At 66.3% G+C, this 19,662-nt stretch carries 19 protein-coding genes; 7 read left to right on the plus strand and 12 right to left on the minus strand.

Annotated elements, in window-relative coordinates; genetic code table 11:
* Window positions 1-490: 490 nt before the first annotated feature.
* Window positions 491-1,600 (minus strand): DUF373 family protein, encoded by a 1,110-nt coding sequence (locus DQW50_RS10635; RefSeq protein ID WP_112079260.1) that lies wholly within the window; start codon window positions 1,598-1,600, stop codon window positions 491-493.
* A 158-nt stretch (window positions 1,601-1,758) separates the two neighbouring features.
* On the opposite strand from DQW50_RS10635, the gene DQW50_RS10640 reads away from it, so the two are divergent.
* The 3 genes from DQW50_RS10640 (at window position 1,759) to DQW50_RS10650 (ending at window position 4,319) form a co-directional block, all read left to right on the plus strand.
* Window positions 1,759-3,222 (plus strand): dihydrolipoyl dehydrogenase, encoded by a 1,464-nt coding sequence (locus DQW50_RS10640; protein WP_112079261.1) that lies wholly within the window; start codon window positions 1,759-1,761, stop codon window positions 3,220-3,222.
* Between the two features lie 81 nt (window positions 3,223-3,303).
* A complete protein-coding gene (locus DQW50_RS10645; RefSeq protein WP_112079262.1) occupies window positions 3,304-3,840 on the plus strand; it encodes a hypothetical protein in 537 nt (178 codons plus the stop codon).
* Between the two features lie 122 nt (window positions 3,841-3,962).
* Window positions 3,963-4,319, plus strand: coding sequence for a DsrE family protein (locus tag DQW50_RS10650; protein WP_112079263.1), 357 nt, complete (start codon window positions 3,963-3,965; stop codon window positions 4,317-4,319).
* A gap of 153 nt (window positions 4,320-4,472) precedes the next feature.
* Here the strand turns inward: DQW50_RS10650 and DQW50_RS10655 are convergent, their stop codons facing one another.
* Window positions 4,473-5,828, minus strand: a complete 1,356-nt coding sequence (locus tag DQW50_RS10655; RefSeq protein ID WP_112079264.1) for an amidohydrolase family protein — start codon at window positions 5,826-5,828, stop codon at window positions 4,473-4,475.
* Window positions 5,829-6,315: 487 nt separating this feature from the next.
* On the opposite strand from DQW50_RS10655, the gene DQW50_RS10660 reads away from it, so the two are divergent.
* The gene (locus tag DQW50_RS10660) at window positions 6,316-7,026 is read left to right on the plus strand and encodes a TetR/AcrR family transcriptional regulator (RefSeq protein ID WP_112079265.1); all 711 of its coding nucleotides are present in this window, start codon (window positions 6,316-6,318) and stop codon (window positions 7,024-7,026) included.
* Window positions 7,027-7,125: 99 nt separating this feature from the next.
* Here DQW50_RS10660 and DQW50_RS10665 read toward each other — a convergent pair whose 3' ends face one another.
* A complete protein-coding gene (locus DQW50_RS10665; protein WP_112079266.1) occupies window positions 7,126-8,364 on the minus strand; it encodes a CaiB/BaiF CoA-transferase family protein in 1,239 nt (412 codons plus the stop codon).
* 821 nt (window positions 8,365-9,185) lie between these two features.
* On the opposite strand from DQW50_RS10665, the gene DQW50_RS10670 reads away from it, so the two are divergent.
* Window positions 9,186-10,943, plus strand: a complete 1,758-nt coding sequence (locus DQW50_RS10670; RefSeq protein WP_112079267.1) for a Cdc6/Cdc18 family protein — start codon at window positions 9,186-9,188, stop codon at window positions 10,941-10,943.
* 33 nt (window positions 10,944-10,976) lie between these two features.
* On the opposite strand, the gene DQW50_RS18475 is transcribed toward DQW50_RS10670, so the two are convergent.
* The 9 genes from DQW50_RS18475 to DQW50_RS10715 all read right to left on the minus strand — a co-directional run bounded on the left by DQW50_RS18475 (window position 10,977) and on the right by DQW50_RS10715 (window position 18,399).
* Window positions 10,977-11,984 (minus strand): S26 family signal peptidase, encoded by a 1,008-nt coding sequence (locus DQW50_RS18475; protein ID WP_241964395.1) that lies wholly within the window; start codon window positions 11,982-11,984, stop codon window positions 10,977-10,979.
* Window positions 11,985-12,222: 238 nt separating this feature from the next.
* Window positions 12,223-12,516, minus strand: a complete 294-nt coding sequence (locus DQW50_RS10680) for a DUF5808 domain-containing protein (RefSeq protein WP_112079268.1) — start codon at window positions 12,514-12,516, stop codon at window positions 12,223-12,225.
* A 49-nt stretch (window positions 12,517-12,565) separates the two neighbouring features.
* Entirely contained in the window at window positions 12,566-14,368 is a 1,803-nt protein-coding gene (locus DQW50_RS10685) for a bifunctional N(6)-L-threonylcarbamoyladenine synthase/serine/threonine protein kinase (RefSeq protein ID WP_112079269.1), read from the minus strand.
* Between the two features lie 12 nt (window positions 14,369-14,380).
* Window positions 14,381-14,686 (minus strand): 30S ribosomal protein S24e, encoded by a 306-nt coding sequence (locus tag DQW50_RS10690; protein WP_112079270.1) that lies wholly within the window; start codon window positions 14,684-14,686, stop codon window positions 14,381-14,383.
* A gap of 364 nt (window positions 14,687-15,050) precedes the next feature.
* Window positions 15,051-15,644: a GTP-dependent dephospho-CoA kinase family protein gene (locus DQW50_RS10695; protein ID WP_112079320.1), complete on the minus strand. Its 594-nt coding sequence runs from the start codon at window positions 15,642-15,644 to the stop codon at window positions 15,051-15,053.
* Between the two features lie 153 nt (window positions 15,645-15,797).
* Window positions 15,798-15,995, minus strand: coding sequence for a transcription elongation factor subunit Spt4 (gene spt4 / locus DQW50_RS10700; protein WP_112079271.1), 198 nt, complete (start codon window positions 15,993-15,995; stop codon window positions 15,798-15,800).
* The gene (locus DQW50_RS10705; RefSeq protein ID WP_112079272.1) at window positions 15,995-16,576 is read right to left on the minus strand and encodes a DNA-directed RNA polymerase; all 582 of its coding nucleotides are present in this window, start codon (window positions 16,574-16,576) and stop codon (window positions 15,995-15,997) included. The genes spt4 and DQW50_RS10705 overlap by 1 nt, the downstream gene beginning before the upstream one ends.
* 151 nt (window positions 16,577-16,727) lie before the next feature.
* The gene (locus DQW50_RS10710; RefSeq protein ID WP_157964859.1) at window positions 16,728-17,153 is read right to left on the minus strand and encodes a twitching motility protein PilT; all 426 of its coding nucleotides are present in this window, start codon (window positions 17,151-17,153) and stop codon (window positions 16,728-16,730) included.
* A 1-nt stretch (window position 17,154) separates the two neighbouring features.
* A complete protein-coding gene (locus DQW50_RS10715; protein WP_112079273.1) occupies window positions 17,155-18,399 on the minus strand; it encodes a translation initiation factor IF-2 subunit gamma in 1,245 nt (414 codons plus the stop codon).
* A 222-nt stretch (window positions 18,400-18,621) separates the two neighbouring features.
* Between DQW50_RS10715 and DQW50_RS10720 the strand changes: the two genes are divergently transcribed.
* The gene (locus DQW50_RS10720; protein ID WP_112079274.1) at window positions 18,622-19,098 is read left to right on the plus strand and encodes a DUF5810 domain-containing protein; all 477 of its coding nucleotides are present in this window, start codon (window positions 18,622-18,624) and stop codon (window positions 19,096-19,098) included.
* 62 nt (window positions 19,099-19,160) lie between these two features.
* Window positions 19,161-19,625, plus strand: coding sequence for a DUF5809 family protein (locus tag DQW50_RS10725; RefSeq protein WP_112079275.1), 465 nt, complete (start codon window positions 19,161-19,163; stop codon window positions 19,623-19,625).
* The last annotated feature ends 37 nt before the right edge of the window (window positions 19,626-19,662 follow it).

Here is a 19,662-nt window from a genome sequence, read left to right on the forward strand (position 1 = left end):
CCGTTCGGCTCCGTTGAGATCCTCAACGAGTGACAGGTACGGAATTCGTTCGCGGATGCTCACTACAGGTGAAGGAACGAACGATTCTGCGGTGGCGTGCCGGTGAGCGCCCGGAGGGCGCGAACCGACCGCGAGGGAGTCGGTGGTCCGACGCGAAGCGGAGGACCACCGACGAGGCTGGGGAGGTGTGAGGTGCGGTGCTGTGCGGTGCGGGTGGGATTCAAAGGGGCAGTCGTGAGGACGAAGCACGGCGACGTAAGCACTGGAAGGAGCGAGCAGTGCGAGCGACTGAAGCGCACAACGAGCCGCGCGAGTCCTCGCGACTGGGGCTTTGGAGGTATTCACCTCGCCAGCAACGATCTCGTTCCTATCAAGTCGATCTCTCACGAAACAACGGTACTATTAGCATTCGGTATAGACTGACTGTTTCAGGCGATTACACGCCTAATTAATAGAATTTCAACGAAGCCTCCCGTCCCGTGTTCAGCCTTCAGGTCGGCTCCCCGGTCGGGAGCTGTGACTCGGCGATCGCGAACGTGAGCGTGCTCAACACGCCGAGCAGGGTCCCGACCGCGAGCGCCATCGCCAGGTCCGCGAGCTCCAGCGAGGTGACGCCCGGCGCGGGCGGGAGGAGGAACCCGGACACCGCGTACAACACGACCGCGATGGCGACGACGTAGAACGGGGCGTTGAGGTACCGCCACCGGAAGCGCCCGGCGAGGTACTCGTCGGTGATCTGCCCGAGGCTGGAGGTCACGCCCGCCACGGCGAGCCACTGGACGAAGCCGTGGACGAACGCGGTGACCGTCGCGGTCGCCGGGAGGCTCCCGTCGACGACGCCGCGGACCGCCTCGACCGTCTCGGTCCCCTGGACGCCCCCGACGAGGATCAACGCGAGCGCGACGACGTACGTGATGAGCGTCACCCGACCGGCGTAGAGCACGTTCCGGACCGCGTCGGCCGCGCCGTCGACGGTCTCCTCCAGCCCCAACCCGCGGAACAACGAGTAGAGGCCGACCCCGCCGGAGATGAGTCCGAGCACGGCCGCCCCCTCCACGTCGAAGAGGTTCGCGACCACGACGAGCGGGTAGATGAGGAGCAGTATCCCGAGCGGAACGAGGATGGTCCCGCGGGTCTCGGGGTCGGCGAGCACCTGCTTGATGGTGTAGTACAGCGACTCGAGGTCCTGTGCCTGTCGGACGACGACGCGGCGGACCCCGTCGATCCGCATCCGCGAGCGGATCACGGGGAGCACCGACTCGTCCTGGGCGCCGTCGGTGATCACGATCGCGGAGACGTCCTCGCCGGTCGACAGCTCGGCGAGCACCCGATCGACCTCCGCGCCCACCGCGCGGTTGGCCTTCACGTCCGGGCCGTCGACGCCCGTGACGGCCGCGACCTCGACCGTCTCCCCCTCGCCTGCCAGCTCGTCGTGGACCGTCACGCCCTGGAACAGGACGTTCACGTCCGAGTCCTCGGGGTCGGCCGTCGCGAGCGCGACCGCGGCCTCGGTGACCTCGTCGTCGCCGATGACGGGGGTGGGGATCCCCGTCTTCCGGCCGAGGTCGTCGTCGAGGTCGACACAGAGGACGAGCAGCATTCACCGGGGGTATGCGAGGGGTCGGCATATGCTTTCGGCTCGGCGTGGCGGCGTCCGGAGACGGACGGTGAGTACGACCGTCGTCGCTCTCGCCGGTCGTGTAGCGCGGACGCCACTCCGGACGGGCCTTGATGACGCTGGCCGCCGTTGACCGGGACATGCAGGAGTTCGATTTCCTCGTTATCGGGTCGGGATCGGGACTGGACGTGGCGAACGCGATGGCCGGCCAGGGGAACTCGGTCGCGGTGATCGAGGAAGGCCGGCTCGGCGGCACGTGTCTCAACCGCGGCTGTATCCCCTCGAAACGGCTCCTCTATCACGCCGAGGTGCTGGAGACGATCGAGGCTGCCGGCGAGTTCGAGATCGACGCCGAGGTGACCGGTGTCGACTTCGCGGAGATCGTCCGGAAGGTGAACGACGACGTCTCCGGGAGTTCCGAGTCCATCCGTCGAGGGCTCTCCTCATCGAACAGCCACGACCTGTTCTCGGGGACCGGCAAATTCGTCGACGAGCGCACGGTCGAGGTCGTCGACGGCGACGACGAGGGCGCCACGCTGCGGGCCGACACCGTCCTGATCGCCACCGGCACGCGGCCGTCGATCCCGCCGATCGACGGGATCGAGGCGGTGGAGTACCTCACGAGCACGGAGGCGCTCCGGCTCGAATCGCCGCCGGACCACCTCGTGATCGTCGGCGGCGGGTACATCGCGGCCGAGCTCGGCCACTTCTTCGGGACGTTCGGCAGCGACGTGACGATCGTCGGCCGGCGCGATCACCTCCTCCCCGAAGCGGACGGGGAGGTCGGCGAGGCCTTCACCGACCGCTACGCCGACCGGTTCGAGGTGTATACGGGCTACGAGGCCGTCGCAGCCGACGAGGCTGGCGGCGAGGTGACCGTCGAGGCCTGCCCGTACCCCGAGGCCGACTCGGTCCGGGCGGGCGGGGAGACGGTCGGGGCGCCCGGGGACGCCGAGGACGTCACCGTCACGGGCGACGCCCTGTTGGTCGCGGCCGGTCGCCGCCCGAACACCGACATGCTGAACCTCGACGCCACGGGCGTGAAGACCGACGCAGCCGGCTTCGTCGAGACCGACGAGTACCTCCGGACGGACGCCGAAGGGGTGTGGGCGCTCGGCGACGTCGTCGGCGAGTACCTGCTGAAACACAGCGCGAACCACGAGGCCAGGACGGTGATCCGGAACCTGCTCGGCGACGAGCCCGAGCCGGTCGACTACTCGGCGATGCCGTTCGCGGTGTTCGCCTCGCCCGAGGTGGCCGGCGTCGGCGCGCGAGAACGGGACCTCCGCGAGACCGACGTCGAGTACGCCACCCGGACCTACCCGTACGACGAGACGGCCCGCGGGAGCGCGATGCACGCCGAGGGATTCGTCAAGGTCCTCATCGACCTCGACGGCACCATCGAGGGGTGTCACATCGTCGGCCCCGAGGCGTCGAACCTGATCGAGGAGGTCGTCGTCGCGATGACCGCGGGTTCGGGGACCGTCGCGGACATCCGTGAGGCGGTCCACGTCCACCCGGCGCTCTCCGAGGTCGTCGACCGGGCGTTCTCCGGGCAGTTCTCGCGAGGCGGCGGACACGACCACCAGCACCACCACGACTAACCGTCACGGCCACTCTACAGCCGAACACGGCCACTTCCCGATCGGCCGAGCGGTTTTGTCGCTCCCCACCGAACGGCTCGTATGAACGATCGCGGTCACCTCCCTCGGCGTCGGCTGTTGGCCGGCGTCGGGAGCGGCGGCGCACTGGGAGCGCTGGCCGGCTGTGCCGAGAGCGACAGCGACGACGACACCGACACTGACGGTGACGCGGTCGACGGAACCGGATCGGAACCGCCCGGTGCTGACGAACTCGACCTCCGAGAGGCGAACGTCGTCGACGTCGCGTTCGAGCCGGCCGACGACGGCTACGCGTTCGACGTGACGCTCCACCACGACGACGACGGCGAGGAGGGCTACGCGAACTGGTGGCAAGTCGAGCGCCTCGACGGGACACGGCTCGGCCACCGCGACCTGCTCCACGCCCACTCGGAACAGCCGTTCACGCGGTCCGAGACGGTCGAAATCCCCGACGACGTGACCTGTGTCGTCGTCCGCGGACACGACGAGACCCACGAGTACGGCGGCGTCGCCGCCGTGGTCGACCTCGACGCGAGGGAGGTGCGTCGCGTCGATCAGGGTCCCGAGCCGCGGTCGTTCGACGCGTCGGACTGCCCGTGACGCGGTCGAGCGCTCGCGCCGCCCCACCGACCAGGAGTGGTACGACATCGCATGTCGAATCGGCGTCTCGAACACACACCCGCGGACGGGTTTTGTACCGGAGGTGGCTTTTCGAGGGTACGATGGCAAAAGCCGCAATCGTGATCCTGGCCGGCAACGAATCGCACGCCGACTACGGCCGCCTGGCGAACGGGCTGGAGGCCGCGAAGGAGTTCGCCGAAACCGACGGCGACGAGGTCGAGGTCATCTTCGACGGCGCGGGAACCCAGTGGATCCCGGAGCTCGAAGACGAAGAGAGCGACTACCACGAGCTCTACCAGGCGGTCCGCGACGATGCGGCGGTCTGTGACTTCTGCTCCGGCGCGTTCGGCGTCGACGAGGCGGTCGCAGACTCCGGCCTCGTCACCCTCGACGAGTACGACGGCCACCCAAGCATCCGTTCGCTCGTCGACGACGACTACGAGATCATCACGTTCTGAAAGCCCCGCGTCACCGTACCCTCGGAGTTCGGGTCACCGCACCCTCGGAGTTCACGTTGAGTGGCTCGGTACGCGCGACACACCAGTGAATCGATGTTCGTTGGGGGGTTACAGCCAGATATCGGGTTTCGGGGGTTACAGCCAGATATCGGGTTAGAGTTCGATGCCGGCTTCCTCGATCAGTCGATGGCCGGAGGCAACGAACCGGTCGAACTCCTCGTGGACCTTCGGGTTCGTCAACTCGCCGTCGCGTTTGACGACCTCGCCGTCGACGAGGACGGTGTCGATGTGTGAGGGGTCCGACTGGAACACCACCGTCTGGACCGGCGAGTGCGAGGGGGCGGTGATGAAGTCGGACGCGTCGAACAACACGAGGTCGGCGCGCTTGCCGGGCGTGATGGTGCCGATCTCGTCGGCCATACCGAGGGCTTCGGCCCCCTCGATGGTGGCCATCTCGAGGGTGTCCTGGGCGGTGATGCTCACCCCTGTGACCTCCTCGTCGCCCTCGAGGACCGCCTGGTTGTCGAACATCCGTTGGACCTGCATGCCGATCCGCATCTGACTACCCATGTCGCCGCTGACGTTCGAGCACACGTCGACGCCCCACGTCGGACGACCGCCGGCTTTCAGCACCTTTCCGGTGACAGGGATTCCGTGGCCCATCTGCATCTCGACCTCGGGCGTCGACGAGAAGGAGACCCCCTGCTCGACGGCGTAGTCGACGTCCTCCTGGGCGAAGTGGTTCCCGTGGGCGACGTTGACGTCGGGACCGAGGTCGTCCTCGAGGCAACCGAACCCCTGGTAGTCGTCGCCGTACACCGACGAGGGCCACAGCGCGGCCCCCATGTGGATCGTCGAGAGCACGCCCATCTCTCGAGCCAGCAGCAAGTCGCTACGGGCGGTCTCGTCGGTACAGAAGTCCGGCCCGCGGAGCCCGAGCGCCAGGCCGAGCAGGTCGTCGTCGCGGATCCGTTCGTCGTAGAGGTCGCGTACCTTCCCCTCGGGGAGGCCGACGTCGCTTTCGTACCACCACTTCGCCGCGTCGTCACCGGGCGGACCGTAGGTGTACACCGCGCGCAGGCCGGCGTCCTTCAAGGCGTCGACGGCCCGTTCGCCGTGTTCGAGGGTGTTGGGGTACGACCAGTCCAACGTCGTGGTCGTGCCCGTGTGGAGCTTCTCGAACGCGCCGAAGAGGCCGCCGAGGTACATGTCCTCGGGTCGATAGAGCCCGGTCATGTTGCCGAGCATGTGATCGAAGTACTCGTTCATGAGCGACCAGTCCCCGGCGATGCCCCTGACCTGAGTCTGTGCGAGGTGGATGTGTGAGTCGACGAACCCGGGGACGACGACGTGGTCGGAGGCGTCGATCTCCTCGGCGTTCGATGCCGACAGCCCGGTGCCGACCTCGACGATCTCGCCGTCCTCGATCAGGACGTCGGCCTCGTCGAGATCCCCTACGTCGGGATCGAGCGAGACCACGGTCCCGTTCCGCACGATCGTTTGTGTCATGTTCGATGAGAGGGTTTGACCAAGAGGTTAAAACTTTACCGGGCGGTAAAGTCGTGTCGAGACCGCGAGATGGTCACCGTATTTCGGATGAAGGTCTCGAACGACGGTTCGCACGTTCCCTTCTCAACCGTTCTGGGTTGGCCGATACCGGGTAATCCCGGATCGGTCGATCAAGGTGAAGCGCCGATCTATCGCCCAAGCGGTGGCGTCGCTATCGCCCAAGTGGGGGCGTCGCCGGCGCGAAGGGCCGGCTACCAGAGGCGCGGAGCGCCTTACGATTGGGGCTTTGGACGTCTGGGGCCTTGGAGGTGGTCTCCGAAGTCGCCATCACCGCCCCCACAAAGTCACCATCACTGCCCCCGCAACGAAACGCCCTGGATCACACGGTCCGTACGACTAGCGGACGAATCGAAAAGGATAGTCACCCGAATCGAGACCGGACCCGACGGAGCAATCGTATTATGTACCACACACGTAGAGTACCGGTATGAGCGAGTCATCGGACGAGTCCTCGGGCGAGTCCTCGGACGTGGCCGCCGGCGATCCGTCTGACGGGTCCTCGATCGGATCGTCGGACGAGCCCGTCGATAGCGGCGACGACACGGTCTCGGCTAAGGACACGAAGGAGGTGATCATGGAGGCGACGTTTCGCGCGCTGAGCAAACACGGGTACAAGGACCTACGGATGCGCGACATCGGCGAGGAGATGGACCTCACCCGACAGGTGATCCACTACCACTTCGACGGGAAGTACGACCTCATGTCCTCGTTCCTCGAGCACATCATCGACCAGTACGAGGGCAGCGTGGTCGTCGAACGCGACGCCGATCCCCGAACAGAGCTCCGCGCACGGATCGATCAGTGTCTGTTCGGGCCGGAGTTCGAGCAGTTCGGCCACTGGGACCGGATGAAGGTGTACCACGAGCTGTACACGCAGGCGCAAAACGACGGGGTACACCGCGAGGTGTTCAACGACCACTACGATCGGATCCGCGGTAGCATCGTCGAGGTCGTCGAGGAAGGGATAGAGGAGGGCGTCTTCCGTGACGTCGACGCCGAACGGATGGGCCAACTCATCACCGACGTCATCCACTCCGCCCGCGGCCGGCGCATCTCGCTCGGCCACGAGGACGCCCCCGAGGAGGCACGGAAGGCGATGAACGAGTTCGTCCTGGACTCGTTGGAGCGAACGGAGTAGCGTGTAGCCGGAACCGATCGACTCCGCCTACCCGTCTCCGTCCCCGTCTACTCGTCTTCGTCCCCGCCTCCACCTACTCGTCTTCGTCCCCGCCTCCACCTACTCGTCGTCGTCCTCACCGAAGACGCCGAGTTCCGCGAGGCGGTCGATCTCCGCCTCGGAGTAGCCTCGTTCGCGGAACACCTCGCGGTTGTGTTCGCCGAGGAGCGGCGGCGGGAGTTCGAAGCCGCTGGCCGCGTTGCGGAACTTGAGCGGGTGCTCGATCACGGGGACGTCGCCGAGTTCCGGGTGTTCGATCTCCGTGATCGTCCCGCGCGCGTCGATCTGGGGGCTGTTGAGGGCCTCCTCGACGCTGTACACCGGGCCGGCGGGGACCCCCGCGTCCTCGGCGATGACCTCGATCCACTCGTCCGTCGTCTTCTCGGCGAGGGTGGCTTCGATCTCCGCTTCCAGTTCGTCGAGGTGTTCGACGCGGTCGGCGTTCAGCTCGAAGCGGTCGTCTTCGGGAAGGTCAGGGCGGTCGAGCGCCTCGCAGAGTTCGCCCCAGAGCTTCTCGTTGAGGATACAGATGTTGATGAACCCGTCCTTCGTCTCGAACGTCTGGTACGGCGCGAGCACCGGGTCCTTCGTCCCCATCCGCTTCGTCTCCTCGCCCGCGAAGACCATCCCCGCCTGTTTGGTGAGCCACGGGAGCGCCGCCTCCAACATGCCGAGGTCGATGTACTCCCCCTCACCGGTCCGTTCGCGCCGGTAGAGCGCGGTCGTCGCGCCGAAAGCCGCCCACATCGCCGTGATGAGGTCCGTCATCGGGAGCCCGACCTTCACGGGTTGGCGACCCGCCTCGCCCGTGACGCTCATGATCCCGCTCATTCCCTGGATGAGGAGGTCGTATCCCGAGCGCTCGCGCCACGGACCCGTCTGTCCGAACGCGGAGATCGCGAGGTAGATCAGGTCGTCGTTGTGCTCGACGAGCGTGTCGTAGTCGACGTCGAGCCGCTCCGCGGTTCCGGGACGGAAGTTCTGGATGAAGACGTCGGTCTCCTCGACGAGCTCGTACAGAGCGTCCTTGGCGTCGGGGTTCTTCAGGTCGAGTTCGAGGCTCTTCTTTCCGTAGCTCAACGTCCAGTAGTACGGCGACTCCCCCTTGATGAAGGGTGGACCGGAGTGTCTGACGGCGTCGCCGTACCCGGGCTGTTCGACCTTGACGACTTCCGCCCCCTGGTTCGCCAGCATCGCCGAACAGAAGCCACCGGTGACGAACGTCGAGAGGTCGAGCACCGTCACCCCCTCCAAGATCTTTCCACCGTCGGCTCCGACCTTCTCGTTGCCGTCAGTCATGGAAACACCCGAAACGTGGTCGAAATACCCACGATCGGGGCTGTTCGTCGTCGGTTCGGTGATCGGGACCGCAGATCGACGTCGCGGTCACCGCGCAGATCGACGTCGCAGTCACCATCAAGTAACCCGTGGATCCGTACCATGTGTAGTAGATGGTTTGCTGACCGGATGGAAAAACTATCGCCCATCGCAGGATGATCACAGGATGTCGATGTGTGTCACAGGATGTCGATGTGTGTAGCTCACCGTGGTCCCCACCCTTTCGAGTAAGCCCCCCACCCCTTCGTTTCGAGTGGAGACGGGAGGAGAGGTGGGTTGGTCGTTCCGAAGTCGCTCGCGGAGAGATATATACGGGTAGAAATACGTTCAAACAATACAAACTCTAATGAATTTTTATTTGAAGGATTGTCGAGGGTACTGTTATACGTTATATGTGATAAATCTACCTATCCCAAAAAAGCGTCTCTACCACCCCCACCCCGTGATACCAGTTCCACCCGAAATGAAGGGGTGGGGGGGTCCACGGAGTGTGTACCACGTTCGCCTCCGGATAGTACCGAATTAATAACATATTAGTGTGCGTATATCCGATACTGCCGGGTTGGACCGCCGATCCGGGCCACCTAACTGAACGGTCGAGTCGATCTCCGCGATATCTAGTTCGGAGAGGAACACTTTTGTAGCACGTCTTCATCTGGTTCGACTGCATCAATTGGACACACTCGCACGCCGAAGCGCCCTCTGATCGGGCCATCTCGGACGTATTCGGCATCTCTCTACTCGTGCGGGTGCGGTCTCCACCTGAAATACAAGGGTACAAAATGGACAACGGGGAACACACGTCACACACGACCGATTCAGGGAACGAGGCCGAACCGGAAGACGACGGACCGGATTCGGATGGAGTTGACGGTACCGGCAACGCGGATTCCGATCCGACTCTCACTGACACTACTAACACTACTGACACCACTGACACTGATACCACCGACACCACCGACACTACCGACGATACGATCACCTCCGTTCAGAATTCTGACGGGGGTCTCGGCGGAGTTGACACCGACGATATCGACCCCAACGGAACTGGCCTCAACGGGAGTGAAACCGGGCGAGACGACGAGTTCGATGCCGGGAGTCGCGACCGATCCTCGACCGACGTCGATCTGGACGGCGTCGTCCTCGACGACGACGACAACCAGGGCCTGTTCGACGATCTCCTCTCGGGTGAACCGATCTTCGAGAACAAGGAAGTCCTCCGTCCCTCGTACACTCCTCACGAGCTACCGCACCGAAACGACCAGATCAACCGGATGGCGACCATTCTCGTCTCGGCGCTCCGTGGGGAGACGCCATCGAACATCCTCATCTACGGGAAGACGGGGACCGGCAAGACCGCCTCCGCGAAGTTCGTCTCCCAGGAGCTCGAGTCGACTTCCCAGAAGTACGACGTTCCCTGCGAGGTCGAGTACATCAACTGCGAGGTGACGGACACCCAGTATCGAGTGCTCGCACAGCTCGCGAACACCTTCATCGAGAAGAACCAACGGATCATCTCCGACCGGCTCGACCGATACCGCGAACTCGAATCGGCGGCCACCGACGACCCGACCGCGCTCGAATCGACCGAGTTCTCCACTCGGGAAGCGCTCCGATCCCGGATCGATCGTTTGGACGCGGACGCCGAAGGGATGGAGGAGGTGCCGATGACCGGGTGGCCGACGGACCGCGTGTACACGACTTTCTTCGACGCGGTCGACTACCACGAGCGCGTGGTCGTCATCATGCTCGACGAGATCGACAAGCTCGTCGAGAAGAGCGGCGACGACACGCTGTATAACCTCTCGCGGATGAACTCCGAGCTCGACAACTCCCGCATCTCGATCATGGGGATCTCGAACGACCTGAAGTTCACCGACTTCCTCGATCCCCGGGTCAAATCCAGTCTCGGCGAGGAGGAGATCGTCTTCCCGCCGTACGACGCGAACCAGCTCCGGGACATCCTCCAACACCGCGCCGACATCGCGTTCAAAGGGGACGCGCTCACCGACGACGTGATCCCGTTGTGTGCGGCCTTCGCTGCCCAGGAACACGGGGACGCGCGTCGCGCGCTCGACCTCCTCCGAACCGCGGGCGAGCTCGCGGAGCGCTCGCAAGCCGAGATCGTCGCCGAGAAACACGTCCGGCAGGCCCAGGACAAGATCGAACTCGACCGCGTCGTGGAGGTGGTCCGAACGCTCCCGACCCAGAGCAAGATCGTCCTCTTCGCCGTGATCCTCCTCGAGAAGAACGGCGTCCACAACATCAACACCGGCGAGGTGTTCAACATCTACAAGCGCCTCTGCGAGGAGATCGACGCCGACGTGCTCACCCAGCGCCGCGTTACCGACCTCATCAGCGAGCTCGACATGCTCGGGATCGTCAACGCGGTCGTCGTCTCGAAGGGACGTTACGGCCGAACGAAGGAGATGGGGTTGTCGGTTCCGGTCGAGGAGACCGAGGCGGTCCTCCTGTCGGACTCGCGGCTCGGCGACATCGAGAACGCACAACCGTTCGTTCAGGCTCGATTCGACAACTGAGGGGACTTTGCGACTTTCACAACCGAGAAAACCTCACACAGCGACGGCGGACCCTGACCCTTCCACCGACGTTCGAACCCCGCCGGTTTCGGTTCCGTGAACCCCGTCCCTTTCGGGGATTCCTTCGATCCCGGTGTCGGTCGTCGACGACACCACGACGGTCCCGAGCACGTCGCTCACCTCCGCCTGCCCGGTCGTTATCAGCCGGACGTACCCGAGGTACGGCACCCGAACCCTGGCGACGCCGGTCACCCATTCGGCGGCCACGGGCTCGGCGAGCCCGTTCGCCTGGTCGTACTGGCGGTTGTTGTCGCCGAGGGTGACGAACCCGGCGTGTGGTGCGGGACAGTTCCGGAGCTCCGCACAGTCGTCGGCGTTGTGGTACCGATCGTCGGCCCGGTCGTACCAGTTCTCGCCCTCCTCGACGTGAAACATCGCGCGGTGGATGATCGGCGACGCCTGCCTCCCGGGGGGTTGATAGATCACGACCGAACCGTAGTCGCCGAACGTTCGGTAGCCGCTTTCCTCACCCACCTCGTGGGTCACGACTCCGAGGTCGTTGTCCCCGACGTCAGGCGCGAGCCGTCCGGGTTCGGTGACGAACACCAGGTCGCCGGTCTTCATGTTGGGCTCCATGCTCGCCGATTCGACCGCGACCATCGGCGGCCAGACGCCGCTGACCGCGAACAGGATCAACCCGATCAAGAGTACGATCGCGACGCTGGAGAGCATCTCCCGGAGCCACATGAGCGGCCCCTCCATGTCGTGACGGAACCGGTAGAGCAGGCCCGGATCCCTCTCACCGCTTCTCGTGTTCACCGTTCGAATGTCGGCGTCCGGATCCTCGCCGCCCATCTCCGTTTTGACTCCGCCGTCATCGGTCGTTTCGACTCCGCCGTCATCGGCCGGATAGTCGGTGTCCGAATCGATGCCGGTCTCGGTGTCCGAATCGATGCCGGTCTCGGTATCGGCACCGCTATCGGCCGGATCGTCGACGGGCGAGTCGTTCCCGCTCGTCGCCGGCCGATCTTCGGGGTCCATCGTGCCGGATTTGGCGGCTTTCGGTGATAAGTTTCCGGGTCCCGTCCGACGAGGCCCCCGGGGCAGGGCCTGCTTTCAAGCGTCCAGTCTCAGACGCCTCGTTTCAATTGATCCGGCGGATCCGGCCAGACCGTGACAGTTCGACTGCGCCGTCGATCGGGATCGACGGAAAAAACTCGATCGGATCGTCGTCTCTCGGTCCCGGACTCCGGTCGCTGTCGACTCAGTCGTCGTCGACTCAGTCGTCGTCGACGATCACTTCGACGGGGCCGGCGTCGGCGCTCTCGTCGTCGTCCGATCCGGTTCCGGGCGTTTCCGAACCCTTCTGTTGCCAGTAGAGCCCGCCCGCGACCGCGAGAACGACCCACGAACGCCAGTTCGCGAGGTTCAGCGTGTAGCCGATCCCGAACGGCTTCTCGACTAACATTCCCTTCTCCGGTTGCCAGTACGACGAGAGGAGCCGACCGAGGCTCGGTCGATCGAAGTTGTACGGGATCCCGAGGATCTCTCCCGACGACGGTTTGTCTCCCATACCCGTACCTCGCGCGCCGGACATAAAAATCGTGTCGACGACGACCCGCTCAGCGATACCGGCCCCGACCCCGTACCTCGCGGAGCCGATCCAGGACCGCTGTCGCTCCTTCCTCCCGATATCCGTCCTCGAACGCGTCGATGAGCCGATCGGGATCCGTCGCCGTCGCGGTCACCGACCCCTCGAACACGTGGAGGTCCATCGCGTGGTCCTCGACGTGTCCGGTGTGATACCCCAGACCGAAGTCGATGAGGTACGTCGGATCGCGAGCGCCCCCGGAATCGGATTCCCCATGCCCGATCCTGACGTTTCGTGTCGTGGGGTCGCCGTGAACGAACCCCGCATCGTGGATTCGCGCGAGGTGTCGACCCACGGACCGGACCGCTCGTCCCGTCCGATCCGCTCGTCCCGTCCGATCCGCTCGTCCCGTCCGATCCGCTCGCTCTCCGTTGTCCCCACTGAGAGCCCTCGCCAGGTCACGTTCCCCGACGTACTGGAGGGTCAGCGTTGCCTCCGGAACGTCGACGTCGTACACGAGCGGCGTCGGGACCCCCGCCCGCCGTGCCTCGCTCGTCAACCGAGCTTCGGCGACCGTCCGATCCCGCCGAAGCGAGCGGTCCAACGCCGGATGTCGGTACCCCTTCGGGATCCGACGCTTCCGAACGATCGGCCCGTCGACGTCGTCAGTACCGTCGGCGTCGTCGGCACCCTCGGAGTCGTCGACGCCGTCGGCGGCCACGACCTCCACGACCGCCTCGGCTCCCCGACGGTCGCGGTCGTCGTCGTTCTCCGGATCGCCCCCGCGTTCGGTCCCGAGCCGGGCGACGGACGGCTCGTCGTCCCGCCACGTCACCGGCACCTGATCCGGCCGAAAGTTCGGATCGATACGTGACTCGCGGATCTCGAGCGTGTCGCCCGCTGTAGCCATCTTCGCGCCGAGCACCGCGATCATCCCGGCGTTGTCGCGGAGGTACCGCGGCTCGGGCGCGTGAAACGCCGCATCGCGGGCTGTACACATCTCCGCGAGCATCTCGCGGAGCCGGTCGTTCTGACCGACGCCCCCACCCAACACGAGTTCGTCCGCCCCCGTCAACGAGAGCGCCCGCTCGGAGACCTCCGTGAGCATGGCGAAGACGTGCTCTTGAAGCGAAAAGCAGACCTCCTCGACCGGCTCGCCGGCGTCGTACGCGTCGTTCGCGGCCGAGCTGATCCCCGAAAAGGAGAAGTCCATCCCCTTGACGACGTACGGAAGTTCGAGGAGTTCGACCGCGTCGGACCCTCCCTCCGCCCCCGAGACCTCCGCGGCGGCGGCTTCGACCTTCGGCCCGCCGGGATGGCTCCACCCGACGTGCCGGGTGAACTTGTCGATCGCGTTGCCGACGCCGGCGTCCATGGTCTCGCCGAGGACGCGGTACCGCCCGTCGTGGTAGCCGAGCAGGTGGGCGTTCGCGCCCGAGGCGTTCAGACACACCGGGTTCGAGAAGCCGGATTCGTGGCGGCCGATCTCGAGGTGGGCGACCATGTGGTTGACGCCGACGAGGGGGACGTCGAGCCCGCCCGCCAGCGAGCGCGCCGCGGTCCCGACCGTCCGGAGACACGGGCCGAGCCCGGGTCCGCGGGAGAAGGCGACGGCGTCGATCGCGTCCGGGCCGTACGTCGCCTCGGCGGCGTCGAGCACCGTCGCGACCACCTCCGGGATGGCCTCCGACATGTGCTCCGCGGCCTCGCGCGGGTGAATACCGCCGCTATCGGGTTCGTAGGGATCGGATTCGATACGCGTCGAGCCTGTCTCGGTGTCGTGGAGGGCGGCGCTCGCACACCACGCCGTTCCTTCGAGACCGAGAACTCGCATTCGGTCGCCGTCTCAGGCCTCTTCGCCGTCGTCGCCGTCGGCACCGATCTTGTTCCGCTCGAGCATGTAGTCCTGCTCGACGTCGAGCGCGTCCCCTGCGGAGTCGTACACCTTCGCGTAGCCGATCGTCTTGCGCATCCCGAACTTCGTGTCGAGTTCGTGAACGACGACCTCCTCGGAGGCCTTGTCGAGCTTGGCCGCGAGCGAGTCGCGGACCGAGAGGCGGGAGGGGGTCGCCTCGTCGTGGACCGTCTCGAAGCGGATGTCCGTTCGGTGCAACATGGGGTTTTCTTCCTCGGAAATGATGTCGACGTCCATGGTTCAGTTACGTGTACTACCCCCCGAACGCTGTAAAAGGATTTCGAAGCGGGTGGAGGGCCGTTCGAAGGGTTCTCCCGCCCGTTCGGTTGCCAGCAGTTCGTTCCGGCGGTTCAGTTACGGTTCGTTCCGGCGGTTCCGTTCTGCTGTCGGCAGTCCGATCCGCAGGTCGGTCCACACCCCTCGCTCGAACCCCTTCCTTTCCACTGGAACTCAGGCCGTCAAACGACTGCCCTCGGTCCAGTACGGTGATTTTCGACCCGTTCCGGAGTTGATCGACCCGGCTCGAACACTTTCGCTCCGGTAGGTCGGTTCGGTCCGTCACGGGCGGTTCCGCTCCGGATCGGATCGGCGTCCCGAGCCGCTATCGGGCGTCGCCGTTCGGAGCGTTCGACCCGGACAGACCGAGGATATCGAACGCGGCGTCGACGTCGCCCGCGAGCCGCTCGAACAGTTCGCGGGCCGTCCGCCGGCGCTCCGGGGTGATCTCGACCCGAACCATTCCCTCGCCGGGTTGCCCGTACACGACGCTCGCCCCGTCGGGAGCGGAGAGGATCGCCGGTAACGCGGCCAGGTCCTCCTCGCCGTCGACTTCGATCGTGACCGGGTCCGGGTCGGCGAGCGCGTCCGCGAGCGCCTGGAGGAGCGCCACGGTGAGCGTCGCCGGAGGATTCTCGACGTGAACCCGTTTCTCGTCGCCGGCGGCGAGACCATCCGATATCTCCGTCCGAACGGCCTCCCGCTCGGTCTTGCCGTCGACGAGCGCGACGTCCGGAACGCGACCCGCCTCCCGGAGGTGGTACGTCACGACGTCGCCGACGGCGACGATCGGCGCGTCGGGCGCGTCGTACGCTGTCCGGCTCTCCGCCGCGGCCGCGAGCAACACGTCGGGGTCGGTCGTCACCGGCCCCATCGGGTGTTTGAACGCGTCGCGAAGCGAGTCGGGAAGGGTCACGATCGGGTCCGCCATGCCTGGCCGTACGGCGTCGTCGTATGAAGAGTCGTGTGGTCGCTCGCTGTCTCAGGGGATCGCGGACGGGCGGATCGGCGGTTCCACGGGAAACGTGGGGGTCTCAGATCGTGTGGTGGTGCGGTAGCCAGGTAACGGCGGCTATCTGACCTTCAGCGCGTACGATCCCGACTTCGAGACGTTCATCTCCTCGGCGATCTGGCTCTCCTCGGGGTTCGTGACGATGACGTAGCCGGCCCAGTCCTCCGTCAACGAGGAGGACCCACAGAGCTCGCAGGTCTGTGCGTCCGGGTCGTTGACGTAGTGGCACTCGCGGCAGGCGAGCCGATCCTCCGCCATCAGTCGTCCTCCCCGGTCGCGCCGGCCTCGGCTCGCCGGCGACGGTCGCTCTCGAGCCAGTCGTGCTTGCCGAGCCCCGGCTGTTTGGCGGTGAGCCCGATCTTCGAATCGCGGGGGTTCCGCTCGTCGACGCTCTTCGTGACGACCCGCACCCGGACCGCGTCGTCGACGCCGAGGCTCTTATCGGAGTCCGAGGAGGCGAGCTGCTGGTTCGCCCCGTCGAAGGTGAGGTACTCGTCCGTGATCTGCGAGACGTGGAGCAGGCCGTCGACCGGTCCGATTCCGACGAACGCGCCGAACTCGACCGTCTCGACGACCGTCCCGTCGACGACCTCCTGCATGTCGGGGTCGAACGTGAGCGCGTCGAACTCGGCCTCGTAGTAGACGCCGGGGCGGTTGTGGAGGACCGCCCCCTCCCCGATGTCGTGGACCTCGATGACGCTCACGACGCTACCGACGTCCTCGTCCATTCGTCCTTCCAGCTTGTCCTGGAGCAGGGCCTTCACCCGCTCGTCGGTGACGTCCGCCAGGTGCTCCGGCGGGACCTCGACCGTGTCCTTGAGTCGAACTCGTTTGTACATGTGCGTGGGTTGTGTCTGTGATCGCGTGTGTCGTCCGATCGCGCGTGTCGCGTCCGTCGTTTCCGTCGGCCGGTTCGTCTCCGCCCGCGAGCCGCCGCCACCGTCGATCCCGGTTTCTCGACGATGTCGGTGGCCGTCCAGCCCGCTTCAGCTACGGGTCCGTTACCGTGAGTGTGTTCCGCCCCCGTAAACAGATTACCGGTGTGTCCGCGTCCAGTACCCGTTCCACGAGCGGCCGGTCGAGCGTGACCACGTACGCGACCCGACCCGCCCGCGCGAGATCGACGAGCGCGTCGTCGCCGTACGCCCCGTCGACCTCGATCGTCCGGGCCCGGTCCGCGAGGTCCGCGCCGACGCTCGCCGCGGTCGCCGCCTTCCCTGCCCCCGATCCGAGCTCGACGAGCTCGTCGACGACCGCGGACGGCACGACCGGGTCGTAGCTCCCGAGGAGCCGGTCGAGCTCCTCGAACAGCCGCACGTTCGCCTCGACCGGGGCCATCAGCGCGCTCGCGTCGAGCGCGACGACGGGGCGGTCGTCGTCGGGGCGGTCGTCGATGTCGGGGTCCTCGTCGGTCACGCTACGACAGCGTCCCGACGCCGATCAGCCGCCACCGCGCGCCGACGCGACGGTTGATCGCGATCTGTGCGCCCTCCTCGGCACACACCGGGCGCTTGAGGCGGACCTCGCACTCGCCGTCGCGCGCGCTCGTCACCGCGCCGACGGTGGTCGCGGTGCCGACGGTCAACATGAGGGGCTCGCCGGTCGATATCTCCTCGATGTCGCTGTCGCCGCTCTCGTCGTCCTCCCCGCCGACGACGCGGTCGAGGAGGTCGACCTGCATCTCGAACTCGTGTCGGGTCGGCGGGAGCGTCCCGGGCTCGCCGGCGACCTGTCCGGCGAGCGCGTCGCCCTTCGTCAGGCTGGGGTCGAGTCCCGTCCCGACGCCGAGCAGACCGCCCGGTTTCGCGGACTCGACGCCCTGCTCGCCGGCCTGAAGCGACCGGATCGACGTCTCGAGGGCTCGCCACTCCGTCTGTCCCTCCTCTTCGACCTCGCGGCCGGGGCGGATCTCGAGCCCGTCGCCGACCGACAGCTCACCCTGGACGAGCGAGCCGCCGACGACGCCGCCTTTGAGTTCCGCGGCGGTCGCGCCGGGGCGGTTGATGTCGAACGACCGGGCCGCGAACATCCGGGCGTCCTCGTCGGGGTCGCGCTCCGGGGTCGGGATCTCCGTCTCGATCGCCTGGATGAGGAGGTCCAGGTTGACCTCCTGGCCCGCCGAGACCGGGACGATCGGCGCGCCCTCCGCGACGGTCCCGTCGATGAACTCCCGGATCTGTTCGTAGTTGTTCACCGCGCGGTCGCGGTCGACGAGGTCGACCTTGTTCTGGGCGACCACGATGTTCTCGATCCCGATGAGGTCGAGCGCCATCAGGTGTTCCTCGGTCTGTGCCTGCGGCACGTCCTCGGTCGCGCTCACGACGAGGACCGCCCCGTCCATGATCGACGCGCCCGAGAGCATCGTCGCCATCAGCGTCTCGTGTCCGGGGGCGTCCACGAACGACACGGTCCGTAGCGGCTCGCTTTCGGAGCCGTCGGGGCACTCCTCGTCCGTCGTGTAACACTCGGGCTCGTCGACGCCGGGACAGCGGCGGAACGTCGCGTCCGCGTACCCGAGCCGGATCGAGATCCCGCGTTTCATTTCCTCGCTGTGCTGGTCGGTCCACGAGCCGGACAACGCCTGGACGAGCGTCGTCTTCCCGTGGTCGACGTGACCGACGAGACCGATGTTCACCTCCGGTTGTGTGTTGGCTTGGGTCACTGTGTTCCCTCCTAACGGAGCAGTCTTACCCGAATTTTCGCCCCGTGCGAGTGATAAAGTTGCTGTTATAGCGGCGTCGTGGCTCCCCGTCACCCCCGTTTCGAGTCGATCCGCGTCATCGGGTATCGATCGGATCGACGTCGAGGGCGACCTGAACCGGAACGATGCCGTGCCCGCCGTTCCGACGCCGATATACGGCTCACGTCCGTAGTCGGGGCCACGATGGGATACGCGTGTCCGGTGTGTGCGACCCCGCAACGCGACGGCGAGCACCTCGCTCACCACCTCGCGTTCACGGCGATGCTCCACGGCGACGACCACGAGGCGTGGCTCGACGACCACGCCCCGGGCTGGGAGACGGCCGACCCCGCGGGCCTCGCCGAGGACGTCGTCGACCACGCCGAGCCCGCCGAGTACCACGAGGTGTTCGAGGACACGACCGACCGGGGTCGACCGGACCTCGATCCGGGGATGGGCAGTGGCCACGACCACCCTCACGATGACGGCAGACACGGCGGTACGCCGATCTCCGGAGCCGGGACGACCGACCCCGAAACGGCGGCCGCCCTCCGAGAGGCGCGCGACCTGACGCGCCGGATGTACGAGGACGAGGGCGAGGAAGACGAAAACGACGGGACGCCCGAGTCGGACGACGGCTCCCCCAGTGACGGCTCCTCCGGCGACGATCCCTCCAGATAGTACGCACGCGTGATCCGTCCGCGTACCCGAACGGTCTTTTCGCTCGCCGGCAACGACCACGCATGGAGACGAGGGGCGTGTTCGCGCCGACGACCCGCGAGGAGGCGATCGACCGCTACGAGGCCGTCGGCTCGGCTGCGCGGGTGATCGTTCGGGAGACGGCCAAGGCGATGGAGTTCGACGCCGACGAGTACGCGGAGCGGGTCACCCCGGCCGTGGTCGAGACCGCCCGCGACGCCGCCTTCGCCGAACTGCTCGTCGTCCACCTCGCCGACCGCGACGAGTTCGACGGGTGGCTCGAAGCGAGCGAGTTCGACCCCGACGCCGTCGTCGAACTCGGCTCCGAGCACGTCGATCGGGTCGCGTGGCACCCGGTCCCGTTCGCGGGGACCGTGGTCGCGACGACGTTCCAGGACCGCCCCGACGCGGCAGCGAGCACCCTCCGACGCAACGCCTTCGGCCGGGTGTACCGCGACGTCTTCGACGCCGGTGACGAGGGCGGGCGCGGATCCGAGGCGGACGAATAGGGTCGGAGCGACGCTGTCCGGGTGGACCCGACGAACA

The organism is Halorubrum sp. 48-1-W, assembly GCF_003287355.1.
Classification (GTDB): domain Archaea; phylum Halobacteriota; class Halobacteria; order Halobacteriales; family Haloferacaceae; genus Halorubrum.

What these genes read in the sequence shown, in the direction of transcription:
- DQW50_RS10655 (WP_112079264.1), bottom strand. Translation starts at nt 5,828, where the DNA reads ATGACACAAACGATCGTGCGGAACGGGACCGTGGTCTCGCTCGATCCC.
- DQW50_RS10725 (WP_112079275.1), top strand. Translation starts at nt 19,161, where the DNA reads ATGGAGACGAGGGGCGTGTTCGCGCCGACGACCCGCGAGGAGGCGATC.
- DQW50_RS10680 (WP_112079268.1), bottom strand. Translation starts at nt 12,516, where the DNA reads ATGGGAGACAAACCGTCGTCGGGAGAGATCCTCGGGATCCCGTACAAC.
- DQW50_RS10685 (WP_112079269.1), bottom strand. Translation starts at nt 14,368, where the DNA reads ATGCGAGTTCTCGGTCTCGAAGGAACGGCGTGGTGTGCGAGCGCCGCC.
- DQW50_RS10650 (WP_112079263.1), top strand. Translation starts at nt 3,963, where the DNA reads ATGGCAAAAGCCGCAATCGTGATCCTGGCCGGCAACGAATCGCACGCC.
- DQW50_RS10635 (WP_112079260.1), bottom strand. Translation starts at nt 1,600, where the DNA reads ATGCTGCTCGTCCTCTGTGTCGACCTCGACGACGACCTCGGCCGGAAG.
- DQW50_RS10665 (WP_112079266.1), bottom strand. Translation starts at nt 8,364, where the DNA reads ATGACTGACGGCAACGAGAAGGTCGGAGCCGACGGTGGAAAGATCTTG.
- DQW50_RS10660 (WP_112079265.1), top strand. Translation starts at nt 6,316, where the DNA reads ATGAGCGAGTCATCGGACGAGTCCTCGGGCGAGTCCTCGGACGTGGCC.
- DQW50_RS10720 (WP_112079274.1), top strand. Translation starts at nt 18,622, where the DNA reads ATGGGATACGCGTGTCCGGTGTGTGCGACCCCGCAACGCGACGGCGAG.
- DQW50_RS10640 (WP_112079261.1), top strand. Translation starts at nt 1,759, where the DNA reads ATGCAGGAGTTCGATTTCCTCGTTATCGGGTCGGGATCGGGACTGGAC.
- DQW50_RS18475 (WP_241964395.1), bottom strand. Translation starts at nt 11,984, where the DNA reads ATGGACCCCGAAGATCGGCCGGCGACGAGCGGGAACGACTCGCCCGTC.
- DQW50_RS10645 (WP_112079262.1), top strand. Translation starts at nt 3,304, where the DNA reads ATGAACGATCGCGGTCACCTCCCTCGGCGTCGGCTGTTGGCCGGCGTC.
- DQW50_RS10705 (WP_112079272.1), bottom strand. Translation starts at nt 16,576, where the DNA reads ATGTACAAACGAGTTCGACTCAAGGACACGGTCGAGGTCCCGCCGGAG.
- DQW50_RS10690 (WP_112079270.1), bottom strand. Translation starts at nt 14,686, where the DNA reads ATGGACGTCGACATCATTTCCGAGGAAGAAAACCCCATGTTGCACCGA.
- DQW50_RS10670 (WP_112079267.1), top strand. Translation starts at nt 9,186, where the DNA reads ATGGACAACGGGGAACACACGTCACACACGACCGATTCAGGGAACGAG.
- spt4 (WP_112079271.1), bottom strand. Translation starts at nt 15,995, where the DNA reads ATGGCGGAGGATCGGCTCGCCTGCCGCGAGTGCCACTACGTCAACGAC.